Source organism: Sphingobium yanoikuyae, assembly GCF_013001025.1.
In the GTDB taxonomy this organism is placed as follows: Bacteria; Pseudomonadota; Alphaproteobacteria; order Sphingomonadales; family Sphingomonadaceae; genus Sphingobium; species Sphingobium yanoikuyae_A.
Window position 1 is genome coordinate 815,037 of record NZ_CP053021.1, and the last position, 23,920, is coordinate 838,956.

Annotated in this window: 19 protein-coding genes and 1 pseudogene; 11 read left to right on the forward strand and 9 right to left on the reverse strand. The window is 65.6% G+C overall.

The window, feature by feature from the left end:
- The first annotated feature begins 35 nt into the window (after window positions 1-35).
- A pseudogene (locus HH800_RS04320) lies at window positions 36-1,177 on the forward strand (IS3 family transposase).
- Between the two features lie 374 nt (window positions 1,178-1,551).
- On the forward strand, window positions 1,552-2,910 hold the full coding sequence (locus tag HH800_RS04325) for a glycoside hydrolase family 27 protein (RefSeq protein ID WP_169860290.1): 1,359 nt from the start codon (window positions 1,552-1,554) through the stop codon (window positions 2,908-2,910).
- Between the two features lie 114 nt (window positions 2,911-3,024).
- Here HH800_RS04325 and HH800_RS04330 read toward each other — a convergent pair whose 3' ends face one another.
- Both HH800_RS04330 and HH800_RS04335 read right to left on the reverse strand, forming a co-directional pair.
- A complete protein-coding gene (locus HH800_RS04330; RefSeq protein ID WP_125999030.1) occupies window positions 3,025-4,692 on the reverse strand; it encodes a M28 family metallopeptidase in 1,668 nt (555 codons plus the stop codon).
- Window positions 4,693-4,735: 43 nt separating this feature from the next.
- Complete coding sequence (locus HH800_RS04335; protein WP_004207782.1) at window positions 4,736-5,392, reverse strand: glutathione S-transferase; 657 nt, start codon at window positions 5,390-5,392, stop codon at window positions 4,736-4,738.
- Between the two features lie 183 nt (window positions 5,393-5,575).
- Here HH800_RS04335 and HH800_RS04340 point away from each other — a divergent pair, with 183 nt between their 5' ends.
- Entirely contained in the window at window positions 5,576-6,799 is a 1,224-nt protein-coding gene (locus tag HH800_RS04340; RefSeq protein WP_037512352.1) for a polyhydroxyalkanoate depolymerase, read from the forward strand.
- A 146-nt stretch (window positions 6,800-6,945) separates the two neighbouring features.
- On the opposite strand, the gene HH800_RS04345 is transcribed toward HH800_RS04340, so the two are convergent.
- Window positions 6,946-8,001 (reverse strand): hypothetical protein, encoded by a 1,056-nt coding sequence (locus tag HH800_RS04345; RefSeq protein WP_169860291.1) that lies wholly within the window; start codon window positions 7,999-8,001, stop codon window positions 6,946-6,948.
- 138 nt (window positions 8,002-8,139) lie between these two features.
- Here HH800_RS04345 and HH800_RS04350 point away from each other — a divergent pair, with 138 nt between their 5' ends.
- Window positions 8,140-9,069, forward strand: coding sequence for an NAD(P)H-dependent flavin oxidoreductase (locus HH800_RS04350; protein ID WP_169860292.1), 930 nt, complete (start codon window positions 8,140-8,142; stop codon window positions 9,067-9,069).
- A gap of 163 nt (window positions 9,070-9,232) precedes the next feature.
- Here the strand turns inward: HH800_RS04350 and HH800_RS04355 are convergent, their stop codons facing one another.
- Window positions 9,233-10,117: an alpha/beta fold hydrolase gene (locus tag HH800_RS04355; protein WP_169860293.1), complete on the reverse strand. Its 885-nt coding sequence runs from the start codon at window positions 10,115-10,117 to the stop codon at window positions 9,233-9,235.
- A 120-nt stretch (window positions 10,118-10,237) separates the two neighbouring features.
- Entirely contained in the window at window positions 10,238-12,199 is a 1,962-nt protein-coding gene (locus tag HH800_RS04360) for a hybrid sensor histidine kinase/response regulator (protein WP_169860294.1), read from the reverse strand.
- A gap of 147 nt (window positions 12,200-12,346) precedes the next feature.
- Here HH800_RS04360 and HH800_RS04365 point away from each other — a divergent pair, with 147 nt between their 5' ends.
- The 3 genes from HH800_RS04365 to HH800_RS04375 all read left to right on the forward strand — a co-directional run bounded on the left by HH800_RS04365 (window position 12,347) and on the right by HH800_RS04375 (window position 15,765).
- Window positions 12,347-13,273 carry a sugar kinase gene (locus HH800_RS04365; protein ID WP_169860295.1) on the forward strand — a complete coding sequence of 309 codons (927 nt, stop codon included), beginning with the start codon at window positions 12,347-12,349 and terminating at the stop codon, window positions 13,271-13,273.
- 58 nt (window positions 13,274-13,331) lie between these two features.
- Window positions 13,332-13,925, forward strand: a complete 594-nt coding sequence (locus tag HH800_RS04370; RefSeq protein WP_004207775.1) for a TetR/AcrR family transcriptional regulator — start codon at window positions 13,332-13,334, stop codon at window positions 13,923-13,925.
- Between the two features lie 103 nt (window positions 13,926-14,028).
- A complete protein-coding gene (locus HH800_RS04375) occupies window positions 14,029-15,765 on the forward strand; it encodes an acyl-CoA dehydrogenase (protein ID WP_169860296.1) in 1,737 nt (578 codons plus the stop codon).
- On the opposite strand, the gene HH800_RS04380 is transcribed toward HH800_RS04375, so the two are convergent.
- The 3 genes from HH800_RS04380 to HH800_RS04390 are packed head-to-tail and all read right to left on the reverse strand — an operon-like array spanning window position 15,762 to window position 19,774.
- Window positions 15,762-16,583 carry a universal stress protein gene (locus tag HH800_RS04380; RefSeq protein ID WP_037522613.1) on the reverse strand — a complete coding sequence of 274 codons (822 nt, stop codon included), beginning with the start codon at window positions 16,581-16,583 and terminating at the stop codon, window positions 15,762-15,764. The genes HH800_RS04375 and HH800_RS04380 overlap by 4 nt on opposite strands.
- A 54-nt stretch (window positions 16,584-16,637) precedes the next feature.
- Window positions 16,638-18,263 (reverse strand): ATP-binding cassette domain-containing protein, encoded by a 1,626-nt coding sequence (locus HH800_RS04385; RefSeq protein WP_169860297.1) that lies wholly within the window; start codon window positions 18,261-18,263, stop codon window positions 16,638-16,640.
- Entirely contained in the window at window positions 18,260-19,774 is a 1,515-nt protein-coding gene (locus HH800_RS04390; RefSeq protein ID WP_169860298.1) for an ATP-binding cassette domain-containing protein, read from the reverse strand. Before HH800_RS04390 ends, HH800_RS04385 begins: the two co-directional genes overlap by 4 nt.
- Before the next feature lie 143 nt (window positions 19,775-19,917).
- Here HH800_RS04390 and HH800_RS04395 point away from each other — a divergent pair, with 143 nt between their 5' ends.
- From HH800_RS04395 to HH800_RS04410, 4 genes are all read left to right on the forward strand, one after another.
- Window positions 19,918-21,498, forward strand: a complete 1,581-nt coding sequence (locus HH800_RS04395; protein WP_169860299.1) for a cytochrome ubiquinol oxidase subunit I — start codon at window positions 19,918-19,920, stop codon at window positions 21,496-21,498.
- Window positions 21,499-21,522: 24 nt separating this feature from the next.
- Window positions 21,523-22,668, forward strand: a complete 1,146-nt coding sequence (cydB, locus tag HH800_RS04400) for a cytochrome d ubiquinol oxidase subunit II (protein WP_169860300.1) — start codon at window positions 21,523-21,525, stop codon at window positions 22,666-22,668.
- 11 nt (window positions 22,669-22,679) lie between these two features.
- Window positions 22,680-22,781: a cytochrome bd-I oxidase subunit CydX gene (gene cydX, locus HH800_RS04405; RefSeq protein WP_004207768.1), complete on the forward strand. Its 102-nt coding sequence runs from the start codon at window positions 22,680-22,682 to the stop codon at window positions 22,779-22,781.
- An 83-nt stretch (window positions 22,782-22,864) separates the two neighbouring features.
- Window positions 22,865-23,560, forward strand: a complete 696-nt coding sequence (locus HH800_RS04410) for a carboxymuconolactone decarboxylase family protein (RefSeq protein ID WP_169860301.1) — start codon at window positions 22,865-22,867, stop codon at window positions 23,558-23,560.
- Window positions 23,561-23,605: 45 nt separating this feature from the next.
- Here the strand turns inward: HH800_RS04410 and HH800_RS04415 are convergent, their stop codons facing one another.
- Complete coding sequence (locus HH800_RS04415) at window positions 23,606-23,743, reverse strand: hypothetical protein (protein ID WP_004207766.1); 138 nt, start codon at window positions 23,741-23,743, stop codon at window positions 23,606-23,608.
- Window positions 23,744-23,920: the final 177 nt, after the last annotated feature.

A 23,920-nucleotide genomic window follows, 5' to 3' on the forward strand; every position in this document is an offset into this window, starting at 1 on the left:
GCCTTCTATCCTAATTTTGAGGACAGGAGACGACGATGGGGAAGCCCAATTTCAGCGATGAGTTCAAGCGTGATGCGGTGGCCCAGATCACCGAGCGCGGGTATCCGGTATCGGAGGTTTCCGAGCGGCTCGGCGTCAGTCAGCATTCGCTGTAGGCATGGAAGCGGCAACTGGCGAAGGTGGTGCCTGGCGATGCCGGCAAGGATGCTGAGATCCGCCAGTTGAAGCGCGAGCTGGCTCGGGTGACCGAGGAGCGCGACATCATAAAAAAAGCCACCGCGTATTTCGCCAGGGATGCAAAGTGAGATACGCATTTGTTGCCGAGCATCGTGACCAGTTCGGGGTTCGATCGATGTGTCGGTGCCTGCGCATCCAACCCAGCGGCTTCTATGCCTGGCAGAAGAACCCGCTGAGCCAACGGGCCCGGGAAGATGTTCGGCAGACGAAGTTGATCCGGCAAGTCTGGAACGACAGCGGCAAAGTCTATGGCTACCGCAAGTTGCACGACGACCTGCTGGATCAGGGCGAGACCTGCTGCCCAAACCGTGTTGCCCGGTTGACCAGGCTGGCAGGTATCAAGGCGCAGATCGGCTACAAGCGTCGGCCGGGGAGCTATAGCGGCAAGCCATCCCTGGCGGTCGACAATACTCTGGACCGGCAGTTCGACGTCGCTGCCCCCGATCGGGCCTGGGTGACAGACATCACCTACATCCGGACCCTGGAGGGCTTTGCCTATCTGGCCGTCGTGATTGATCTCTATTCCCGCCGCGTGGTGGGCTGGTCGCTGCAGAGCAGGCAGACCACCGATGCGGTGCTTCAGGCGCTGCACATGGCGGTATGGCGGCGCAAGCCGAAGCAACGGGTGCTGATCCACTCGGATCAGGGCTCGCAGTTTACCAGCATGGACTGGGCGGCCTTCATCCGGGCTCACAATCTTGAGCATTCGATGAGCCGGCGCGGCAACTGCCATAACAACGCCGTCGCCGAGAGTTTCTCCTCCTCGCTCAAGCGTGAGCGCATCCGGCGCCGCACCTACAAAACACGCGATGAAGCCCGGCAGGACGTGTTCGATTACATCGAGATGTTTTACAACCCGGTGCGCAAGCAGGTCAGGAACGGGATGCTGTCCCCCGCACAGTTCGAACGGCAGCAGATTTTGAAAGCAGAAGGCGTCTAGAAAACTAGGGGCTACTCAATCGGGCGACTGCGCCGCTTCCTGCCGCGCAAAACCAACCTCGACGCCATCGATCAGGCAAGCATTCTCGCTGCCGCCCACCAATATAACCATACGCCCAGGAAATGCCTCGACTTCAAAACGCCCGCCGAGGCATTCTCTCAATGTCAGTCACATGTTGCACTTCAAACGTGAGTCCACACCCCAGCCTTCGCTGGGGTGACGAAATAGGGGAGTGTCCGCTAGCCGCTCATCTTGGTCTTTTGATGGCTGGTGCACTCGTGCAGGCGGTTTGGGGCCGGATGTCTCGACAGGCTCGAAACGAACGGCTGTTGCTATTTTTGTCGCCTTCCTATTAACTCCGACAAATGATGAGGATGACATGGAAGGCCAGCCGCCGCGATATGCTCGCGGGCGGCGTGGCGGGGCTTGCGGCTGCTGGCGCAGTGCGGGCGGGGGCAGTTCCGGCGGAAGCGGGAAAAGCGGTGCTGGCGCCGCGTCCGCCGATGGGATGGAATAGCTGGAACAGCTTTGCCACCACCATCACCGAGGCGCAGGCGCGCGAGACCGCCGGGATCATGGCGGAAAAGCTGCTGCCCTTCGGCTATGACATCTTCACCGTGGACATTCAGTGGTATGAGCCCGAGGCGTCGAGCTATACCTACAACGCCAAGCCCAGGCCGGCGATGGACGGCTATGGCCGGATGATCCCGGCGCCCAATCGCTTCCCCTCCAGCGCCGGCGGCAAGGGCTTCACCCAGCTTGCCAGGGACGTGAATGCGCTGGGCATGAAATTCGGCATCCATGTGATGCGCGGCATTCCGCGCGCGGCGGTGGAGCAGAATCTGCCGATCTTGGGGACGAAATATCGCGCGGCAGACATTGCCGACAGGAAGAGCATCTGTAGCTGGAACCCGGACATGTATGGCGTCGACATGACGCGGCCGGGCGCGCAGGCCTATTATGACAGCATCTTCCGCCTCTATGCCGACTGGGGCGTCGATTTCGTCAAGATGGACGATATGAGCCGGCCCTATGACGCCCATGCGGCGGAGATTGAGGCGGCGCACAAGGCGATCGTTGCTACCGGGCGGCCGATCATCCTCAGCCTCTCGCCCGGCGAAACGCCGGTGATGCGTGGCGATCATGTGCGGAAATATGCGCAGATGTGGCGCATTTCCGACGATTTCTGGGATGACTGGGCGATGCTGGAGGCGCAGTTCACCCGGCTGGAAAACTGGACGCCCTATCGCGGGCCGGGTTCATGGCCGGATGCGGACATGCTACCGCTGGGGCGGCTGGCGCTGGGCGAGCGCGATACCCGCTTCACGCCGGACGAGCAGCGGACGCTGATGACCCTGTGGGCGATCGCGCGGTCGCCGCTGATCATGGGCGGCGATCTGCGGCATCTGGATGCGGCGACGTTGGCGCTGCTGACCAACAAGGAGGTGATCGCGGTTAATCAGGCGAGCACCGACAATCAGCCCCATTATATCGAGGATGGCGGGCGCATCTGGTCGGCGAAGGCGGAAGGGAGCGCGGATCGCTATGTCGCCTTGTTCAACGTTAGCGACAAGCCGCGCGAGGTCTGGATCAGGCTGCGCGATCTGGGGCTGAACGGTCCGGTGGCGGTGCGCGACCTGTGGGCCGGGCAGGCACTGGGGCAGCAGGCGGACCGGATATCGGTGACGCTGCCGCCGCATGGGGCGGGACTGTATCGGCTGAGCGCTGCATAAGTATCTCCCCTCCCTTTCAAGGGAGGGGATCAAGGGGTGGGTGGCGAACGAAGTGAGCCTCCTGCGGAGGCGCCCACCCCCGGCCCCTCCCTGGAAGGGAGGGGAGTAAGGGGCTTACTTCCGGACCGCCGCGCTCTTGTCGCGGATGGCCTTGAATTCGGAGCCGGTTTTCCATTCGGGCCAGCGGGCCGAGAAGGCGAGGTCGCGGCCGATGTCATACATCAGGTCGACATCCTGCGCGGCGCCATCCAGCTTCCATGTATCGTCGACCGCGTCGCAGGCCTGGTGATAGCATTTGCCGGTATAGGCATCGATCCATGCCTGGCCGGCGGCGCGGCCGCCGTCGACCATGTCGGATGCACCGGCAAGGCCCATCATCAGCAGCACGGGCACGCCGCGCTTGGCCATGGAGAAATGGTCGGCGCGGTAGAAGAGACCGCGTTCGGGCAGGCTTTCCTGGGTGATGACGCGACCCTGCTTGGCCGCGAACTTGGCGAGATCGTCCTCCAGGACATTCTGGCCCTTGCCGATCAGGATCACGTCCTTGGCCTTGCCGGCGGTCTGGAGCACGTCGATGGTGAGGTTGGCGACCGTCTTGTCGAGCGGGTAGACCGGGTTCTGGGCATAAAATTCCGACCCCAGCAGGCCGCGTTCCTCCGCCGTCCAGGCGGCGAAGACGATCGAGCGATCGGGGGCGGGGCCGGCCTTGAAGATGCGGGCTATCTCGAACAGGCCGGCCATGCCGAGCGCGTCGTCATTGGCGCCGGCACGATAGATGCGGCCCTGCGCGTCGGGCGCACCCTTGCCATAGGCGTCCCAATGGGCGCCATACATGACCGTCTCGTCCGGGCGCTTGGCGCCGGGAATGCGGGCGATGACATTGGCGCTCTTCACCACTTCCTGGGTGACCGGGAAGGCGGCGGAGAAGCTGGCCCCCTTGAGTTCGACCGGCTTGAATTTCGCTGAGCGGGCCTGCTTGCGCAGCGCGGCCAGATCCTGACCGGCGCCGGCGAACAGCGCCTTGGCCGCCTCGCCCTCGACCCAGCCCTGCACCTGCAGGCTGGTCAGCTTGTCGGCGGGGCGGACGAGGTCGTAATTCTCGCCGCCGGGGCTGACGACGACGTTCCAGCCATAGCCGGCGCCCGGCGTGTCATGGATGATCAGCGCGCCGATCGCGCCGTGGCGGGCGGCCTCCTCGAACTTGTAGGTCCAGCGGCCATAATAGGTCATGGTCTTGCCGCCGAACTTGCCGAACGGGTCTTCGCCCTTCGCGGCTTCAAAGTCCGGGTCGTTGATCAGGAAGACGGCGATCTTGCCCTTCAGGTCCACGCCCTTGAAATCGTCCCAGCCGCGTTCCGGGGCGGAGACGCCATAGCCGACAAAGACCATCGGCGCGTTGGCAACGGCGACCTTGTCCTTGGGCTGGAGGGTCGAGAGATAAACCTGCTTGCCAAAGGTCCAGGGGGTGGCGGTGCCATTTTGCGCGACCGACAGGCTTTCCGACTGGCCAAGGCGGGTATGGAGCAGGGGCACGGTCTGTACCCACTGGCCGTCCGGACCACCCGGTTCCAGCCCCAGTTGCTCGAAGCGGGCGACGAGATAGCCGATCGTGCGCTCTTCCCCGACGGTGCCGGGCGCGCGACCCTCAAACAGGTCGGATGCCATGGTGCGGACCGACTGTTCCAGCTTGGCCGGATCGGTTTTCGCCGGATCGGTCTGGGCATTGGCGGGGAAGGACAGGGTGGCAAGGCCAAGGGCCAGGAGGGGGAGGGCGTGTTTCATCCCCGTGCCTTAACCCCCGCACAGGGCGTGGGAAAGGGCCGTTTCAGAACTCGATATCCAGTTCCTCGATATCGTCAGGTTCGGCACGGGCGGCGTCGATCCATTCGCGCATCAGCGGCCAGCCGTTGATGGTGTCGCAGTAGGCCGCCGACCTGGGTGAGAGTGGCACGGCATAGGTGAGGAAGCGCTGCGCCACCGGTGCGAACATGGCGTCGGCCACGGTGGGCTTTTCGCCGAACAGCCAGGGGCCGCCATAGGCGTCCAGGCATTCGGTCCAGATCGTCTCGATCCGCTCGATATCGGGCTTGGCGCCCGAGAAGATCGGGAAGCGGTCATGGCGAACCTTGAGGTTCATCGGCAGGGCAGAGCGCAGATTGGCGAAGCCCGAATGAATTTCGCCCGAGACCGATCGGCAATGAGCGCGGATGATGCGTTCGGCAGGATACATGCCGACCTGGGGATAGAGTTCGTGCAGATATTCCGCGATTGCGAGCGTGTCCCAGACGCTCGCCCCTTCATGGGTGAGGCGCGGCACCAGCACCGATGGGGACAAGAGCAACAGTTCGGCGCGATTTTCCGGATCATCGATGGCGATGATCCTTTCCTCCACCTTCAGCCCGGCGAGCCGGCACAAGAGCCAGCCGCGCAGCGACCAGGAGGAATAGTTCTTGCTGGACAGAGTGAGTTCCGCGACGGCCATCCATGCTCTCCCGATACACGGTTCCCGGCCCCCAAACGCAAAATCGCAGGGGCGGTTCCCTGGCAGACATGCCGAATGTTATTTTCCATCATTCATGATGCAGTGCAACATGAAAAGCATGTATAGCGTTTAAGGGAAGAACCGAGTCGTCTCCCCCAGGTTGAACAAGGTTGTTTTGGTAATATGCGAATGCTTTACGACGGTTACCAGGCCATGGAAGACATGCTGGCCCCGGCTCGCTTCGGGGCGCAGATGGCGCTGGCGATGCGCGACCATATGGGTCCGGTCGCCGACTGGCCGATGCCGCGCCGCATGTTCGCGCTGATGGACGTGTTCCAGGGCGCGCGTATGACCCACAAGCGCCCCGCCTATGGCATTGACCGCGTCCAGACCGGCAATGCCGAGGTCGAGGTGCGCGAGGAGATCGTGCTCGACCTGCCGTTCGGCGACCTGCTGCATTTCGTGAAGGACGATGTTGAGACCGCCCAGCCCAAGGTGCTGGTGGTGGCGCCGATGTCGGGGCATTTCGCCACCCTGCTGCGCAGCACGGTGGCGACGCTGTTGCAGGACCATGACGTCTATATCACCGACTGGAAGAATGCCCGCGATGTGCCGATGGAAGCGGGGCGCTTCGGTTTCGACGAATATGTCGATTATGTGATCCAGTTCCTGCAGGATATCGGCCCCGGCGCCCATCTGGTGTCGGTGTGCCAGCCCTGCGTGCCGGCGCTCGCCGCGGTGGCGCTGATGTCCGAGGATGAGGATGCGGCGACGCCCAGGTCGATGACCCTGATGGGCGGGCCGATCGATCCGCGCGCGGCACCGACGGTGGTCAACGAACTGGCGAACGAGAAGCCGATCGAATGGTTCGAGGAGAATCTGATCTCCACCGTGCCGTTCCGCTATGCCGGGCGCGGGCGCGAGGTCTATCCCGGATTCCTGCAACTGTCCGCCTTCATGTCGATGAACATGGAACGGCACGGGTCGCAGCATCGCGAACTCTATCAGTTGCTGGCCGACGGCAAGACGATCGAGGCGGACAAGATCAAGACTTTCTACCAGGAATATTTCGCGGTCCTCGACATGACCAAGGAATTCTACCTGGAAACGGTCGACATGGTGTTCCAGCGCATGTTGCTGGCCAAGGGCGAATTGACGGTCCATGGCCGGGCGGTGAACCCCGGCGCGATCCGCAAGACCGCGCTGCTGACGGTCGAGGGTGAAAAGGACGATGTCTGCGCGGTTGGCCAGACGTCGGCCGCCCATGGCCTGTGCACCGGCCTGCGGCCGCATCTGAAGCGCCATCATCTGCAGCCGGGCGTTGGCCATTATGGCGTGTTTTCCGGCAGCAAATGGGAAAAGCAGGTCTATCCCCAGGTGCGCAACATGATCCTGGCGATGAACTGATCCTCCCTGCTTGCGGGGAGGGGGACCGCGCCCGGAGGGCGTAGCCCTCATGACTATCAAGCCGAATTGGGAAAGGGCGCGCCAACTGGCACGCCCCCTCCACCACCGCCGTTGGCGGTGGTCCCCCTCCCCGTGCCGGGGAGGAATTAGGCGGCTGCGCGATTGAGATAGGGCAGGCGGCTGGCGAGCGCCGGCGGCAGGCCGGTGACGATCGCGGCACGGGCGCGGTGCCAGAAGGCCGAGAGCAGCAGCAGCGTGCCGCCGATCACCAGCGCGGTGAGCGCGGCGGACAGTTCGACCGCGCCGACCTTCTGGAACAGGCTGTAGAGTGCATAGAGGACATAGGCGAGGCTGGAGACCAGCAGGGCGCGGCGGTCGATCGCCAGCGCCACCAGGCCGAAGGCGAGATAGAGCAGGATCACCAGGAAGGCCTGTCCCGCATCGACCAGCCCATGGGTGATGCCCAGCAACTGGAACAGCGAATGGGCGATCATCGGTGCGGCGGTCAGGTGCAGCCAGAAGGCGACGTCGGAGCGGCGGCTGGTGCGGCCCGGATCGCTCATGTCCCAGCGCATGGCGAGGGTGAAGATGGCGAGGCCGGCGATCAGAAGCAGGATGAAGGGCAGGGTGTGGCTGAACGGGATCAGCCACATGGCAAGGCCGCCAACGATCGCGGCCGCGCCGGCAGCACCGGCGGCGACGGTGATCGGCACCATGAAGCGGCGCCAGTGGAACCAGGCGGCGATGGCGGCGCTGAGGCCGGCGAGCGAGGCGACCAGGCCCGCGCCGTCATTCTGCGCGTCGGGGATCATCGGTCCGATCAGCAGCGCTGCGGTGAAGGCGATGCCGCCGACAAAGGCGAGCAGCAGCAGGATCGAAGGCAGCGCCATGCGCAGGCGTCGCGTGAAATATTCAGCGAGGCCCCAGGCGGTGCCGGCGACGAACAGGCCGGACACGAAGGAGGGCTGGTGCGGGGTGGTGATGCCGAGGTGAACCTCGTTTCCGAGTCCCGCGACCGCGACCAGCAGGATCACCGAGGCGATGGCGACGAAAATATCGTTGAAGCCGGTCAGCAGGCGAAAATGTTCCTCGTCCACCGAACTGGCGCGCAGCCCGGCGACATGGTCGCGCAGCGCCTGGGCGCTGGCGGGCGTCAGCGCGCCGGCCGCTACGGCATCTTGCAGATCGCTCTCGCTATACATTCTGGGGCACTCCTTGTCGGGCCTGGATCGAGATCATAGCATTGCTGTATTGCTTGAGCAATACGGTTGATTTTGGCCTTTTTCCGGGCGCGGAGCGATGATAGCGCGGTTCGAACAGATAAAGGAGAGACCCCGATCATGACCCTGCCGGCTTCGCTTCAAGGCCGTTTGTCCCTGCCGCTGATCGGGTCGCCGATGTTCATCATCTCGCAGCCGGAACTGGTGATCGCCCAGTGTCGGGCCGGCATCGTCGGTGCCTTTCCATCGCTCAATGCGCGCCCCTCCGGCACGTTCGAGGCCTGGTTGCAGCAACTGGGGGCGGAACTGACCGATCAGGACGCGCCCTTTGCCGTCAATCTGATCGTCCATCGCACCAATGCGCGGCTGGAAGAGGATCTGGCGCTGTGCGTCAAATATAAGGTGCCGATCGTCATCACCTCGCTGGGCGCGCAGGAGAAGGTGAATGAGGCGATCCACAGCTATGGCGGCATCGTGCTGCACGACGTCATCAACAATGTCTTTGCCAGGAAGGCGATCGAAAAGGGCGCCGATGGCCTGATCGCGGTGGCGGCGGGGGCGGGCGGTCATGCCGGCACGCTGTCGCCCTTTGCCCTGGTCCAGGAAATCCGCGAATGGTTCGACGGGCCGCTGGCGCTGTCGGGCGCGATCGCGACCGGCCGGTCGATCGCGGCGGCGCGGATGATGGGCGCGGACCTTGGCTATATGGGGTCGCCCTTCATCGCCACGACCGAGGCGAATGCGCTCGACGCCTACAAGGACATGATCGTCGACAGCGCATCGGCCGACATCGTCTATTCCGACGTCTTCACCGGGGTGCTGGGCAATTATCTGCGCCCCAGCATCGTCGCGTCGGGGCTGGACCCGGACAAGTTGCCCAAGGCGGCCGACATGGATTTCGCCAGCCTGGCCGGCGACAAGAAGGCGTGGCGCGACGTGTGGGGCGCGGGGCAGGGCATCGGCGCGATCAAGGCGGTGCAGCCGGCGGGCGCCTTCATCGCCCAGCTGAAGGTGGAATATCAGGCGGCGGTTTCAGGCTTCATTGCCTGAGGGCTTGTCTGGGCATGCGCTTCCGGCGCATCCGCACCAGCCCGCACCCCCACCCGACCGCCCAGACATGGTATCCTGATGGGCGGTCGGGCGGGGGTGCGGGCTGGTGCCGCATCGAAAATGCGCTCTTGCGCATTTTCCAAACAGGCCCTGAGGACGCGCCTCATTCCGCCAGGAAGACGCGCAGTTCCTTGATGAACATCTCGAACTGGTCGTGATGCAGCCAGTGGCCGGCATGGGGAAATTCCACCAGCCGGGCCTGCTGGAAATGGGCGATACGGCCATCCTTGACTGGATTTGACGCCCAACTGTCGAGGCCAAGGCACAGCAGCGTCGGGCAGGTGATGCGGCGCCAGAAGTCGGGCAGATTTTCGTCTGTGCCGGCCTGGGGGGCGGCGCCGTGCAGATAGGGATCGAACTTCCAGCTATAGCTGCCATCCTCGTTGCGGTTCACGCCGTGAAGGGTGAGGTGCAGCGCCTGTTCGACCGACAGATGGTCGTTGCGTTCGCGCATGCGGGCGACCGCCGCCTCGATCGTGGCATAGTGGCGCGGCGAGCGGCGGGCATTGGTGCGGCGGGTGTCGATCCAGCCCTTCCATGTCTCTTCGGTACTGCGTTTGGCCTGTTCGGCGATGCGGTCGGGCGACAGGCCCAGTCCCTCGATCGCGACCACGCGCGCGACGCTGTCGGGGTAGAGGCCGGTATAGCGCAGGCTGATCGATCCGCCCAGCGAATGGCCGACGATGGTGACCGGCCGGCGATCGAGCAACTCGACCAGCTGGGCCAGGTCATAGACATAATTGGCCATCATGTAGGATCCGTCCGACGACCAGCCGCTGTCGCCATGGCCGCGCAGGTCGGGGCAGATGACATGATAGTCGCGGGCGAGCGCGCGCGCAGTCCAGTCCCAGCTGCGTGCATGGTCGAAACCGCCATGGACCAGGATCAGCGGCGGCGCCGACGGATTGCCCCAGTCGAGATAGTGAAGCCGCGTCCGCAGGGATGTGAAGAAATGCGATGTCGGCGTCGGCTGTGTGGCTTTGTTCATGCGATCCTGTGGAGTTGCTGGCGGTCAGGATGCAATCGCCATCGGCCATGCGCATGACGATGGCAAGACATAAGGCCAAGAAAATATGTGAAATTCTGTCACATATTGTCGGGGATGACTTCAGGGATGGCTGTCCGTGCCGATGGGAACCAGTCGGCGGAGAGCGCTGTCGTGGCGGATGCGATGCACCATCATCGCCAGTTCCGCCTGACGGAAAGGCTTGTCGAGGCGCAGGCGACGGCTGGCATCGGCGGGCAGTTCGGCATAGCCGGTGATGATGAGTACGGGCAGGTCGGGATAGGCCTGCTCGATCGCGTCGGCCAGTTGCGCGCCGGTCATGCCGGGCATGGCATGATCGGTCACGACCAGGTCGATGCGCCCCTGCTCCAGCATGTGCAGCGCTTCCCGTCCCGATCCGGCCTGGAACACGGTATGGCCCATCGTTTCGAGCATACCGGCGGTATTGGTGAGCACCAGTTCGTCGTCGTCGACCGCCAGGATGACCAGCGGTTCGGTTTCCAGCTCGTCCGGTTCGCACGGGACGGCCGTCCGCTCGTTGCTGGCGTCGGTCAGGGCGACGGGTAGCCAGATGGACACACTGGTCTCCTTGCCGGGCTGGCTGGCGATGGTCATCGCGCCACCGCATTGCTGGGTGAAGCCGTGGATCATCGACAGGCCAAGGCCAGTGCCCTTGCCGACCCCCTTGGTGGTGAAGAAGGGTTCGCGGGCGCGGGCCAGCGTCGCCTCGTCCATGCCTTCGCCTTCGTCAGTGACCGTAAGGCGGATGAAGCTGCCCGCTGCGAGATCGGGCTGGTCGCCCAGCGCCAGGGTGATCTCGCTGCCCTCGATCAACAGGCGACCCCCGTCGGGCATGGCGTCGCGCGCATTGACCGCCAGATTGATCAGCGCCAGTTCCAGTTGGGCCGGGTCGGCATGGGCCGGGCGCAGCGACAGCGGGAAGCGTGTCTCGATCGCGACGCTGCTGCCGATGGTGGTCTTGAGCAGATCGGCCATGCCATGGATCAGGCCGATGCAGTCGACCTGTTCCAGCTTGAGTTCCTGCTTGCGGGCAAAGGCGAGCATCCGCTGGGTCAGGGTGGCGCCGCGATCGGCGGCGGTCATGGCATTGTCGAGATAGCGGCTGATATCGGCGCCGGCCGCAAGACGCTGCCGCGCGAGATCGAGGCTGCCGACGATCACGGCCAGAAGATTGTTGAAATCATGGGCGACACCGCCGGTCAGCTTGCCGATGGCGTCCATCTTCTGGCTCTGGAAGATCGCCTCGCGCGCCTGTTCCAGCGCCTGGGCCGCCTGGCGCCGCTCGGTGAGGTCGCGGGTGATCTTGGCAAAGCCCAGCAGTTCGCCGGCCGGATCGCGGATCGGATCGATCACGACGCTGGCCCAGAAACGGGTGCCATCCTTGCGGATGCGCCAGCCCTCCGCCTCGAACCGGCCTTCGCGCTGGGCGGTGTCGAGCGCACGGGATGGGAGGCCGGCCATGCGGTCTTCCTCCGAATAGAAGCGAGCGAAATTCTGGCCCATAATCTCTTCGGCGCTATAGCCCTTGAACCGTTCGGCACCGCTGTTCCAGCTGGTGATCGTGCCGACCGGATCGATCATGTAGATGGCATAGTCGGTGACGCTCTGCACCAGCAGGCGGAAGCGTTCCTCGCTGCGGCGCAGTTCCTCCTGCGCGGCGCGGCGTTCGGTCAGGTCGCGGGTCACCTTGGCAAAGCCGAGCAGATGGCCGGCGGGATCGCGGATCGGATCGATCACCACATTGGCCCAGAAGCGGGTGCCATCCTTGCGCAGGCGCCAGCCTTCCGCCTCGAACCGCCCTTCGACCTCGGCGGTGCGCAGGACGGCAGCGGGCACATGGGCGGCGCGGTCCTCCTCCGTATAGAAAGCGGAGAAATGCTGGCCGATAATCTCGTCGGCGCTATACCCCTTGATGCGCTGCGCCCCGCTATTCCAGCTGACGACGAAGCCGGCCGGATCGAGCATGAAGATCGCATAGTCGGTGACGCTCTGGACCAGCAATTCGAACCGGTTGACCGGCTGGCCTGTCTCTGTCGTCCCCATTTCCGCCCCTGACATTTTCGATCCTGTATCTTTGCCTATGGCAAACGCGGCACGATGCAATCTGTTCCGCCATATGGGACGGGATCGCAACGGCTTGACTTCATGGGGCAGGCCCCGCACGACGCTGCTTCAATCAGAGAGGATCACATGGCAAGCGACGCGACTATCACCGTCATCGGCGAGGCAATGCTGGAACTGAGCCGGGGCAGCGGCGATGGCTGGAACCTGCGCTATGGTGGCGATGTCATCAACACCGCGATCCACCTGGCGCGGGCCGGTGACAAGGTGCGCTTTGCCAGCGCGATCGGCGCCGATCCGATGAGCGAGGATCTGCGCAAGGCTTGGGAAGCCGAGGGCGTCGATACCGGCCTGCTGATCGGCACGCCCGGCAGGACCACCGGCCTCTATGCGATCGAGACGGACGAGACCGGCGAGCGCAGCTTCCATTATTGGCGGGGCGAGGCGGCGGCGCGGGCGATGTTCGACCTGCCCGAAAGCGGCGCGATGATTGATGCCGCCGCCCAGTCGGACCTGCTCTATTTTTCGCTCATCACCCTGGCGATCCTGCCCGATGCCGGCCGCGAGGCGCTGCTGGAGCTGTGCGAACGGGTGAAGGCACGGGGCGGCCGGATCGCATTCGACGGCAATTATCGACCGCGCCTGTGGAGCGACGCTGCGACTGCGCGGGCCTGGCGCGACCGGGCGGTCGCTTTGTGCGACATCGGGTTGCCGACCCTGGCGGATGAAGTCGAAATGGGCGAGGCGGATGATGCCGCCGACGCCGCAGCGCGCTGGGGCGCGGGTGAGGGCCGCGAGATCGTGGTCAAGCTGGGCGCCGAAGGCTGTCTGGTCGGTGGCGTGCTGGTGCCGCCGCCGGCGCGGGTTGATGTCGTGGATTCGAGCGGTGCCGGCGATGCCTTTAACGGCGGCTATCTGCATGCGCGGCTGGCCGGCGCGGAGCCGGCAGAGGCGGCATTGGCCGGACATCGTCTGGCCGGGTGGAATATCGGTCGGCGCGGCGCGATTCCGGCGCGCGACGCCGACGCGCCCTATGGCCAGAAGGTGCCGGCCTGAGCCGGGAGCGATCGCACGGGACGTGGCCTGCCGTCCGGCCCTGTGCTAGCGCGCTGACATGACGATCGGGGATGCCGCATCGGCGGGCGGGCGCGACGAAGGATCGGGCCGCCGCCGCCAGATATTGGAAATTGCCGCGCAACTGTTTGCGCGCAAGGGCTATCGCGGCACGTCGATGCGCGACATTGGCGAGCAGGCCGGGGTGCTGGGCGGATCGCTCTACCACCATATCAAGTCGAAGGACGCGCTGTTCGTCGAACTGCATAATGGCGCGCTGGATGCGGCCGAGGCACGGATCGCGGCGGCGGTGGCGACACAGGCCGATCCCTGGGCGCGGCTGGAGGCGGCGTGCGCCAGCCTGCTGGATATCCAGTTGGCGGCGGATTCGCTGACCATGCCGATGATGAATGATTTTCGCGCGGTGCCGGACCCGGTGCGCGACCAGCTTGTCGCGCGCCGCGACCGGTTCGAGCAATTGTTCCGGGATCTGGTGGCGGCGCTGCCGCTGCCGGCCGACATCGACCGTTCGCTCTATCGCACGTTGCTGCTCAGCCAGCTCAATTCGGCGGCCGACTGGTATCGCGATGGCCGGCTGACGCGGGCGCAGATCGCCGCGCAGATCGTCGCCATTTTTCGCCACGATCGGTTATAGTCAGGGCATCAGCGGCGCGCGTCCCAGCGGCAAGGATGCCGTGTGCGTTTGACTGTAACAGATGTTTGGTATAGCTGATCCGCAGCAAATTTGGAGAGGTTCGATGTACAGCTATGTTCCGCCGATCGACGATTATCGCTTCCTGCTGAGCGAGGTGCTGGGCTTCGACCAGGCGATGGCGGAGCTGAACAAGGATGTCGACGCCGACCTGGCCGTGACCGTGCTGGACGAGGCCGGGCGCATGTGCGCCGAGCGCCTGGCGCCGCTCAACCGCGAAGGCGACGAGCATGGCAGCCAGTTGATCGATGGCGCGGTGCGGACGCCGCCCGGCTTTGCCCAGGCCTATCGCGACTTTGCCGATGCCGGCTGGGCGGCGCTGTCGGCCGATCCCGACCATGGCGGGCAGGGGCTGCCCTTCATCCTGCAACTGTGGCTGGACGAGATGCTGTCGGCCGCGAACCTGTCTTTCGGCCTTTTTCCCGGCCTGACCCGTGGCGCGTGCGAGGCGATCGCCGCCCATGCCAGCGAGGAACTGAAGGCGACCTATTTGTCGCGCATGGTGAGCGGCGAATGGACCGGCGCGATGGCGCTGACCGAAAGCAGTGCGGGCACCGACCTTGCCCTGCTGAAGACCAAGGCCGAGCCGCAGGACGATGGCCGCTATGCGGTGACCGGCACGAAGATCTTCATCTCGTCGGGCGACCATGATTTTGGCGGCAATATCGTCCATCTGGTGCTGGCGCGCCTGCCCGACGCACCGGCCGGGGTGAAGGGGATAAGCCTGTTCCTGGTGCCCAAATTCCTGCCCGGCGCGGACGGTGCCTTCGATCAGCGCAACAGCATGTCGGTCGGCGCGCTGGAAAAGAAGATGGGCATCCATGCCCAGCCGACCTGCGTCATGAATTATGACGGCGCGACCGGCTGGCTGGTGGGTGAGGCGCATCGCGGCCTGGCCGCCATGTTCACGATGATGAATGCCGAGAGGCTGATGGTCGGCATCCAGGGGCTTGGCATTGCCGGCGCTGCCTATCAGCAGGCGGCGGGCTATGCCAAGGAACGGTTACAGGGCCGCAGCGCCGACAATGCGCGCGCGCCGGTGGCCATCATCGAACATGCCGATGTCCGCCGGATGCTGCTCAATATCCGCAGTTTCGTGGAGGCCGGGCGCGCGCTGGCGGGCTGGACCGCGCTGCAGCATGACCGGTCGCAGCACCACGCCGACGCCGGCGAGCGCGCCAAGGCCGATGCGCTGGTCGCGCTGCTGACGCCGGTGGTGAAGGCGTCCTTCACCGATTTCGGGTTCGAAAGCGCGGTGCAGGCGCAACAGGTCTTTGGCGGCCATGGCTACATCCGCGAATGGGGCATGGAACAATATGTGCGCGATGCGCGCATCGCCCAGATCTATGAAGGCACCAATGGCGTGCAGGCGGCGGACCTGGTCGGGCGCAAGCTGCCGATGGCGGGCGGCGCGGTGGTCGAAGGCTATTTTGCCCTGATCGCGGCCGATGTGGAAGCGGCCGGTGGGAGCGTGATCGCACGCAGCACCTGCACGGCGCTCGACGCGCTGCGCACGGCGACGGCGGCCCTGCAGGGCGCGGACACGGATGCAGCCGGCGCGGCGGCGGTCGATTATCTGCGCCTGTTCGCGCTGGTGTCGATGGGCTGGATGTGGACCCGCATGGCGCAGGCGGCCGCGCAGGGCGACAGCCCGCTGCATCAGGCGAAGCTGAAGCTGGCCGACTATTTCGCGCTGCGCGTCCTGCCGCAGGCGCAGGGCCTGGCCGCCACGATCGCCGCCGGTGAAGCATCGATCATGGCGCTGGAGATCGACGCCTTCTAATTGCGCACCATCAACACGTCGCAGGGCGCGCCTTCGAGCAATTCGGAGGCGCGGCTGCCGATCAGCGCATGGACGAAGCCGCTGCGACCATGGGCGCCCAGCACCAGCAGGTCGATATCGCGCTGTGCGATCAGGGTCGGCAGCACCTCGCCGGCGCGACCCTCGATCAGTTCGACCTGGAAGGGGCGGGCTTGGCCGGCCAGTTCCGGACGCGCGGCAAATTCGGCGCTTTCCCGTTCCGCTTCCGACCGGGCGAAGGCCAAGGTCTGGTCGGGATCGAGGCGGGACGGAAAGCCGCCATCATAGACATGGACCAGATCGAGCCGCGCCTTTGGAAACAGCATCGCGGTCATCTGCACGGCATGGAGCGAACAGTCGGAAAAGTCGGTTGCGATCAGGATGCGCCGATACGGATGGCGCGGCCGTTCCTTGACCACCAGCACCGGCACGGGCGAACGCCGGACCAGATAGTCGACCGCCGTGCCCAGGATGAAGTCGCCGACATGATTGTGGCGAGCCGGGCCGACGACGATCACCGCGCTGCCCCGCTCCTTGCCCAGTTCCGCGATGGTTTCGGGCGCGCGGCCCTGGATCAGCACCGGTTCGACCGGCGCGGCGACGCCCTCGGTCAGCTTGGCGATGACCCGTTTGGCGCGATCGGAGGCGCGGGCGACATGGGCGGCATCGCCCTTGTCCAGCGCATGGGCGACGAGCAGCGTGCCGCCCAGATCGGTCGCCAGTTCGACGGCCCGGTCAAAGGCCCGGTCGCTGCGGGCGGTCAGATCGGTGGCGATGAGGATGGTTGGCGGCACGAACATCTCCCTCTTGTGTCGGGCGGTGGCTAAGCGCTTGCAAGACAAAGCCTATCATCCTCACGCCGCGCTTGCCACTCCGGGTAGACCCTGGCCCGGCAGGGGGGCGATTGCAGACACCGGCACCTGTCGGTCGGTCAGCGTGAGTGGCGCGGGGCGGTGCGAAATCAGGATAAGGCCAGTGCCGGTCCGGTCGAGCCAGATGCGCAGCCGGCTGATTAGAAGCGCCTCGGTCGCGGCGTCCAGCCCCTCGGTCGGCTCGTCCAGCAACAGCCAGGGACGGCCGGTCAGCAGCGCGCGTGCCAGCGACAGCCGCTTTCGTTCGCCGCCTGACAAGGTGCCGCCGGCTTCACCCAGCCGATAGTCGATCCCGCCGGGCAGGCTGGCGATGCGCTGGTCGAGACAGGCGACATGCAGCGCATCGACCATATCGGCCGCATCGATGCCGGGTCGGGCGAGGCGCAGATTGTCGGCGATGCTGCCGGCCAGCATCGGCGCGTCCTGGGGCGAGAGGGCGAACTGGTCACGCAGTTCCGTCCCGGAGCAGGCTACCAGCGGATGGCCGCCAAGCGCGACATCGGCCGTGACCGGACGCAGGCCGGCCAATCCCTCCGCAAACAGGCTCTTGCCCGAACCGGAGCGGCCAGTAACGGCGACGCGCGCACCGGGGCGCAATTCGACGTCGCCCAATCGGATGACTTGGGCTGTCGCGGCGGATGGCGCAGGCGCATCGTCCAGCGGCAGTGCATCAAGCGCGGCCAGCCGGGCGAGGCCGGCATCGACGCTGGCCTGGCGGAAGGCGGTGCGCGACAGTCCGGCCATCGCCTCCACCGCGCCGGCGCTGGCCAGCAAGGCGAGCGCGACCAGTGGCGCGGGGGCATCGGCGCCGAGCAGCACCAGCATGACCGCGAGCGCGCTGTAGGCCGCAAGCAGCGCTGCCTGCACGCCTTCGCCGATGAACAGGCGGGCGCGTGCCCGGTCGAGCCGGCGCGTGAGCGGTGCCAGTTCGGCCATCACCCGGTCACCCAGCCCATAGGCCGCGATTTCTGCGCGGGCGCTCGCGAGTTCGACATAGCGCGCGCGGAGCGCGCCGAGCGCATCGGCGGCCTGCTGCGCGGGGCCTTCGGTCAGGCGGCGGGCGAGGCTGCGCAGCAAGAGCGGCAAGGCGGCGAGCATCAGCGCGAGCAGTAGGGCCGACAGCCAGCCGCCGCTCGCCGCCAGCATCACGCCCGCCAGCGCCGCCATCAATCCGGCGATCCGGCTGGGACGGCGCACCACCAGATCCTCCAGCGCGTCGATGTCGCCGGTCAGCCGCGCGGCGGCGTCGCCGCTGGACAAGGGCAGGGCGGTGCGGCTGTCCTGCGCGGCAAGGCGGGCGAACAGGCTGGCGCGCAGGCCGCCCATGGCTTCGAGCGCGGCGCGATGCGACCAGAGCCGTTCGCCATAGCGCGAGACGGTGCGCAATATGGCGAGCAGCCGGATCGCGGCGCTGGGCACCAGATAGTTGAACGCCTGCACGGCGACCGTGCCGGCCGCGCCGGCCATGGCGGCGGCGGTCAGGAACCAGCCGGCCAGCGCCAGCAACGCGATGCCGGCCAGCGCGGCGATGACGGCGCACAGCGTCGCGCGGCGCAGCAGCATCGCGGAGCCTGTCGCCTTGTCGAGCGCGATCCGGATCGGGTTCACAGCATCACCTCCATCCGCGCGGCGGCGGTCAGGCGATGATCGTGGGTGGCGACCAGGATCGCGCGCTCGACCGACAAGGCGACCAGCAGGGCGATGATGTCGGCGGCGCTCTCCGCATCCAGATCGGCGGTGGGTTCGTCGCAGAGCAGAACGGGCCGTTCGGACAGGATGGCGCGGGCGAGGCCGATGCGCCGCCGTTCGCCGCCCGACAGGCCCGCCCCCTGATGATCGATGGCAAGGTCCAGCCCTTCGGGCCGCGCGACCAGCATCGGCGTCAAGCCGACACGCGCGGCAACCTGCGCGATCTCGGCTCGGTCGGCATCAGGGCGGGCGAGGGCGATATTGTCGGCCAGGCTGCCGGGCAGCAGCAGCGGCCGCTGGGCCGCCCAGGCGATGCGCGCGGGATCGACCAGAGACAGTTCGCCCGAGGCCGGGTCAATCTGTCCGGCGATCGCGGCGAGCATGCTGGTCTTGCCGCTGCCGGTGGGACCAGTGAGGGCGATCAGGTCATGCGGCTTGAGCGTCAGGCTGACCGGGCCGATCCCCGAACCGATGCCGATCCGCAAATCCTTGAGATGGAGGCCATCGAACGGGGGGCTGGCGGGATGCGGCGCGGCCTCCGCTTCCGGCAGGGCGGCAGCAATCGCCTTGTCCGCCGCTTCGCCCATCTGCTTGTCATGATAGGCCGCGGCCAAGCGGCGCATCGGCAGGTAGAATTCCGGCGCCAGCGCCAACGCGAACAGCGCGGCGCGCAGGTCCAGTGTTTCGGGGGCGGGGAAGGGCAGCAGGCCAAGCAGGGCAAAGCCGCAATAGACCGCGACCAGCGCCACCGAGAGCGCCGCGAAAAATTCCAGCACGGCCCCCGACAGGAAGGCGACGCGCAGCACCGCGCCGGTGCGGGTCGCCACCTCCTGCGCGGCGCCCGCCACCTGTCGGCTGATCCGCACCTGCGCGCCATGGTGACGGATCAGCGGCAGCGCGCGCAGCCGGTCGACGAACAGGCCCGACAATTCGGCCAAGGCCGCCAGTTGCCGCTCGGCCGCCGCCCGCGCCGCCGTGCCCGCCAGCACCATGCCGAAGGCGAAGGGGATCAAGGTCGCCAGCATGATCGCGGCGCAAACCCAGCTTGCGGTCGCGACGATCGCCGCCACCAGCAGCGGCCCCAGCACCGCCGCCTTGCGGATGGGCAGGAAGCGGGCGCCATGCGCCTCGATCGCGGCGAGATGGTCGATCGCCAACGTCGCATTCTCGCCCGCCAGCAGCGGCCGGGCCAGCCGTGCGCCGAGCAGCCGGGGCAGCAGTGTCGATCGCCGCGCGGCGACGATGCGCTGGGCCGACCGGATCGCCTGGACATGGGCCAGCATCAGCCCGGCCGCACGTACCAGCCCGCCGGCCAAGAGCAACAGCGGCGACAGCCAGCCGATCGCGACGCCATCGGCCAGCGCACTGACACCCTGCGCCAGTCCCGCCGCGAAAAGAGCGGCGCCGATGATGTCGATGACCCAACCCATGCCTGCGGTTTTCCCTAGCTAGACCTTGCGTCCCGTTTATTTAGGTTTGGCGGCAGAATATAATTTGATCTGTCTCAATGATGTAGCGCCGTCACGTCCATATTTCGCCAGCCAACTTGGTTCAGGGAAGAAAGGGGGTCGCGATGATAAGCATGGCCGTCGTTGAATTATCCAGGCTGCAATTCGCTCTCACAGCTTTATACCATTTCCTGTTCGTGCCCCTGACGCTGGGCCTTTCCTTCATGCTCGTCATCATGGAAAGCGTCTATGTCATGACGGACCGCCCGATCTGGCGGGATATCACCCGCTTCTGGGGCAAGCTGTTCGGGATCAACTTCGTCCTTGGCGTGGCCACCGGCCTCACCATGGAGTTCGAATTCGGCACCAACTGGGCCTATTATTCGCACTATGTCGGCGACATTTTCGGCGCGCCGCTGGCGATCGAGGGCCTGATGGCCTTCTTCCTGGAGGCGACCTTCGTCGGCCTCATGTTCTTCGGCTGGGATCGCCTGTCGAAGCGCGGCCATCTGCTCACCACCTTCATGGTGGCGCTGGGGTCGAACCTGTCGGCGCTGTGGATATTGGTCGCCAATGGCTGGATGCAGCATCCCACCGGCGCGACCTTCAACCCGCAGACGATGCGGATGGAGGTGACCGATTTCATGGCGGTGATCTTCAATCCGGTCGCCCAGGCGAAGTTCGTCCACACCGTCAGCGCCGGCTATGTCTGCGCCAGCGTCTTCGTGCTGGGGGGCTCGGCCTATTATTTGCTGAAGGGCAAGCATGTCGCCATCGCCAAGCGCTCCTTCACCGTCGCGGCCGCCTTTGGCCTTGCCGCGTCGCTGTCGGTCGTCGTGCTGGGTGATGAAAGCGGCTATGCGCTGACCGAGAACCAGAAGATGAAGCTCGCCGCGATCGAGGGCATGTGGCAGACCGAGCCTGCACCGGCCGGCCTGACTCTGTTCGGCCTGCCGTCCAACAGCGGGCGCGAGACCACGCATGAGATCAAGGTGCCTTATGTGCTGGGCCTCATCTCCACCCGCAGCCTGACCGGCGAAGTCACCGGCATCAACCAGCTGGTCGACACGGCCAAGGTGCGGATTGCCGCCGGCATCATCGCCTATGATGCGGTCGAGACACTGAAGGTCGATCGCAACGACCTGGTCGCGCGCGAGGCGTTCGAGCGCAACAAGGCGGATCTGGGCTATGCCCTGCTGCTGAAGCGCTTCATCGCCGATCCGCGCCAGGCCGATGCCGCGACGATCGAGAAGGCGGCCTGGAGCACCGTGCCCAATGTGCCGGCGATCTTCTGGATGTTCCGCATCATGGCGGGGCTGGGCTTTGCCTTCATCGCCTTCTTCGCGACCGCCTTTGCCTTCTCGTCGATGCGGCGGTTCGATGCGCGCTGGTTCCTTAAACTGGCCCTGTTCATGATGCCGATGCCCTGGATCGCGATCGAGGTCGGTTGGGCCGTGGCGGAAATCGGGCGCCAGCCCTGGGCGGTGGACGGCGTGCTGCCGACCTTCCTCGCCGCCTCCAGCCTGACGGTGCCGCAATTGTGGACCACCATTATCGGCTTCACCCTGCTCTACGGTATCCTGGCGGTGATCGAGGTGAAGCTGATGCTCGCCACCATTGCCAAGGGGCCGGAACGCTATGTCCCCTGGCGGCCTGACAGCCCCGCCGAGCCGGCGCCCGATTTTCGCGCCGTGCCCGCCGAATGACGCCCGCCAACCGGAGTTAGGACAATGACCATTCCGCTCGATTATGAAACGCTGCGCGTCATCTGGTGGCTGCTGCTGGGCGTGCTGCTGATCGGCTTCGCCCTCACCGACGGCTTCGACCTGGGATCGGCGGCGCTGCTGCCTTTTGCCGGCCGGACCGACGAGGAACGGCGCATGATAATCAACAGCGTCGGCGCCACCTGGGAAGGGAACCAGGTCTGGTTCATCCTGGGCGGCGGCGCCATCTTCGCCGCCTGGCCCTTCGTCTATGCCGTCAGCTTTTCCGGCTTCTATCTCGCCATGTTCCTGGTGCTGTCGGCGCTGATCCTGCGGCCCGTCGGCTTCAAATATCGCTCGAAGAAGCCGGACGCCCGCTGGCGGGCCGGCTGGGACTGGGCGCTGTTCGTGGGCGGCCTGGTGCCCGCGCTCGTCTTCGGCGTCGCGGTCGGCAATGTGCTGGTCGGCGCGCCCTTCCGCCTCGATGGCGATCTGCGCATGTTCTATGAAGGATCGCTGCTGGGCCTGTTCACGCCCTTCACCCTGCTGACCGGCCTGCTGTCGGTCGCGATGCTGGTGCTGCATGGCGCCGGCTGGCTCAGCCTCAAGACGCAGGGGCCGGTGCTGCAGCGCGTGCGCCTCTATGGTCAGGGCGCGGCGATCCTGTCGATCCTGCTGTTCGCCATCGGCGGGCTGTTCGTCGCCTGGAGCGGCATGGGCTATCGCGTCGATGGCGTGATCGATCCCAATGGCCCGTCCAACCCGCATCTGGGTGGCGCGGTCGCGGCGGCGGGCGCCTGGCTCGACAATTATGCGGCGCATCCCTGGATGCTGCTGGCGCCGATCCTGGGCTTTGTTGGACCAGTGCTGGCATTGCTGGGCATTCGTGGCCGGCGCGACACGCTGGTCTTCACCGGCTCGTCGATCGCCAATGTCGGTATCATCAGCACCGTCGGCCTGTCGATGTTCCCCTTCATCCTGCCCAGCTCGATCGATCCGGGTTCCAGCCTGACCGCATGGAATGCCTCGTCCAGCCACGGCACCTTGTTCACCATGCTGATCTGCACCGTCATCTTCCTGCCGATCGTGCTGGCCTACACGGCCTGGGCCTACAAGGTGATGTTCGGCCGGGTGACCGAGCGGGAAATCCGCCTCAACCCCGACTTTTACTAAGGATCCGACCTATGTGGTATTTTGCCTGGATATTGGGCGTCGGCCTGGCTGTCGGTTTCGGCATCCTCAACGGCGTCTGGCACGAGTTTCATTCGGAACCCGGCGAATATTGAGCTGACAGATAGCGCCCCGGCGGTTTGACACGGCCGGGGCGTCACGCCACCCCATCGCGGCCAGAAGAATGCAGGGGAAGGGCATGGAAGAAGAGGCCGAAACTGCCCGCATCGCGCGCCGCCATGCCCAGATATTGGGCGATGTCCCCCGCATCGAAGCGCTGAGCATCGACGAATATAGCGCCGATCTCGACCCGCTGATCCGGCAGATGATTGCCATCAACCAAAGCATCGACGCGCGCGAGGCGGACCTGCTGACGGACGTGACTGAAGCCCAGGCACAGGGGCAGGGCGACATGTCCGCCGTGCTGGCGCGCCTGCCTGAAATCATTCGCACCATGATGCGCCATCCCGCGCTGTTCGCCCGCCAGACCGATGTTGGCGTCACGCTGCTGACGCAGGGCAAGCTTTCTGCGCGCGATCGGGAAATGGCGATCCTGCGCGTGGCCTGGCTCTGTCAGGCGCCCTATGAATGGGGCGAGCATGTGATGATCGCGCGCCATGCCGGCATCGGTCGGGACGAGGTGGAGCGCATCGTGACCGGTTCGGCCGATCCGGGCTGGAACGAGCATGACCGGGCGATCCTGCGCGCCGTCGAGGAACTGCATGGCGACGCCATGATCGCCGACGCCACCTGGGCCGTGCTGGCTGCGCGTCTGGACGAGGCGCAACTGATCGAGCTGACGGTGCTGATCGGCCAATATCAGGCCGTGGCCTATTATCAGAACAGCCTCAAGCTGCGCCTGCACGGCGGCAACAAGGGGCTGTCGGCCCGATAGGCCCGGCCGTCAGATCGGTTCAGTTGGCCGGTTCAGCCGATCCGTTCACTCGGCATGTTTCGGGGCGGGACTGTCCACCCTGACGAAGCCGTGCGGGGTCTGGACCCACTGGCCGGCCTTCTTGCTGGTCGGCGTGAAGGCGACGCGGGCTTGGGGGCTGCTAGCGCTACGAATTGGCTTCATGGCTGGATACTCCCTGTTCCTTTTCATTCTATCCAAAATCACGCTGAACGAACCTCGGGAATAGTACGGGGATCGTCTATTTTCGGGATATTTTGTCGGATTGGATATTATTGCGGCCTTGAAATGCAAATTCACAAGTGCCCCTTTTGTTCCTAAGGAAAATCGCAAAATTGGCAT

What these genes read in the sequence shown, in the direction of transcription:
- HH800_RS04390 (WP_169860298.1), bottom strand. Translation starts at nt 19,774, where the DNA reads ATGGGTTGGGTCATCGACATCATCGGCGCCGCTCTTTTCGCGGCGGGA.
- cydB (WP_169860300.1), top strand. Translation starts at nt 21,523, where the DNA reads ATGACCATTCCGCTCGATTATGAAACGCTGCGCGTCATCTGGTGGCTG.
- HH800_RS04325 (WP_169860290.1), top strand. Translation starts at nt 1,552, where the DNA reads ATGACATGGAAGGCCAGCCGCCGCGATATGCTCGCGGGCGGCGTGGCG.
- HH800_RS04330 (WP_125999030.1), bottom strand. Translation starts at nt 4,692, where the DNA reads ATGAAACACGCCCTCCCCCTCCTGGCCCTTGGCCTTGCCACCCTGTCC.
- HH800_RS04370 (WP_004207775.1), top strand. Translation starts at nt 13,332, where the DNA reads ATGACGATCGGGGATGCCGCATCGGCGGGCGGGCGCGACGAAGGATCG.
- HH800_RS04360 (WP_169860294.1), bottom strand. Translation starts at nt 12,199, where the DNA reads ATGGGGACGACAGAGACAGGCCAGCCGGTCAACCGGTTCGAATTGCTG.
- HH800_RS04345 (WP_169860291.1), bottom strand. Translation starts at nt 8,001, where the DNA reads ATGTATAGCGAGAGCGATCTGCAAGATGCCGTAGCGGCCGGCGCGCTG.
- HH800_RS04395 (WP_169860299.1), top strand. Translation starts at nt 19,918, where the DNA reads ATGATAAGCATGGCCGTCGTTGAATTATCCAGGCTGCAATTCGCTCTC.
- cydX (WP_004207768.1), top strand. Translation starts at nt 22,680, where the DNA reads ATGTGGTATTTTGCCTGGATATTGGGCGTCGGCCTGGCTGTCGGTTTC.
- HH800_RS04375 (WP_169860296.1), top strand. Translation starts at nt 14,029, where the DNA reads ATGTACAGCTATGTTCCGCCGATCGACGATTATCGCTTCCTGCTGAGC.
- HH800_RS04415 (WP_004207766.1), bottom strand. Translation starts at nt 23,743, where the DNA reads ATGAAGCCAATTCGTAGCGCTAGCAGCCCCCAAGCCCGCGTCGCCTTC.
- HH800_RS04410 (WP_169860301.1), top strand. Translation starts at nt 22,865, where the DNA reads ATGGAAGAAGAGGCCGAAACTGCCCGCATCGCGCGCCGCCATGCCCAG.
- HH800_RS04350 (WP_169860292.1), top strand. Translation starts at nt 8,140, where the DNA reads ATGACCCTGCCGGCTTCGCTTCAAGGCCGTTTGTCCCTGCCGCTGATC.
- HH800_RS04380 (WP_037522613.1), bottom strand. Translation starts at nt 16,583, where the DNA reads ATGTTCGTGCCGCCAACCATCCTCATCGCCACCGATCTGACCGCCCGC.
- HH800_RS04340 (WP_037512352.1), top strand. Translation starts at nt 5,576, where the DNA reads ATGCGAATGCTTTACGACGGTTACCAGGCCATGGAAGACATGCTGGCC.
- HH800_RS04355 (WP_169860293.1), bottom strand. Translation starts at nt 10,117, where the DNA reads ATGAACAAAGCCACACAGCCGACGCCGACATCGCATTTCTTCACATCC.
- HH800_RS04335 (WP_004207782.1), bottom strand. Translation starts at nt 5,392, where the DNA reads ATGGCCGTCGCGGAACTCACTCTGTCCAGCAAGAACTATTCCTCCTGG.
- HH800_RS04365 (WP_169860295.1), top strand. Translation starts at nt 12,347, where the DNA reads ATGGCAAGCGACGCGACTATCACCGTCATCGGCGAGGCAATGCTGGAA.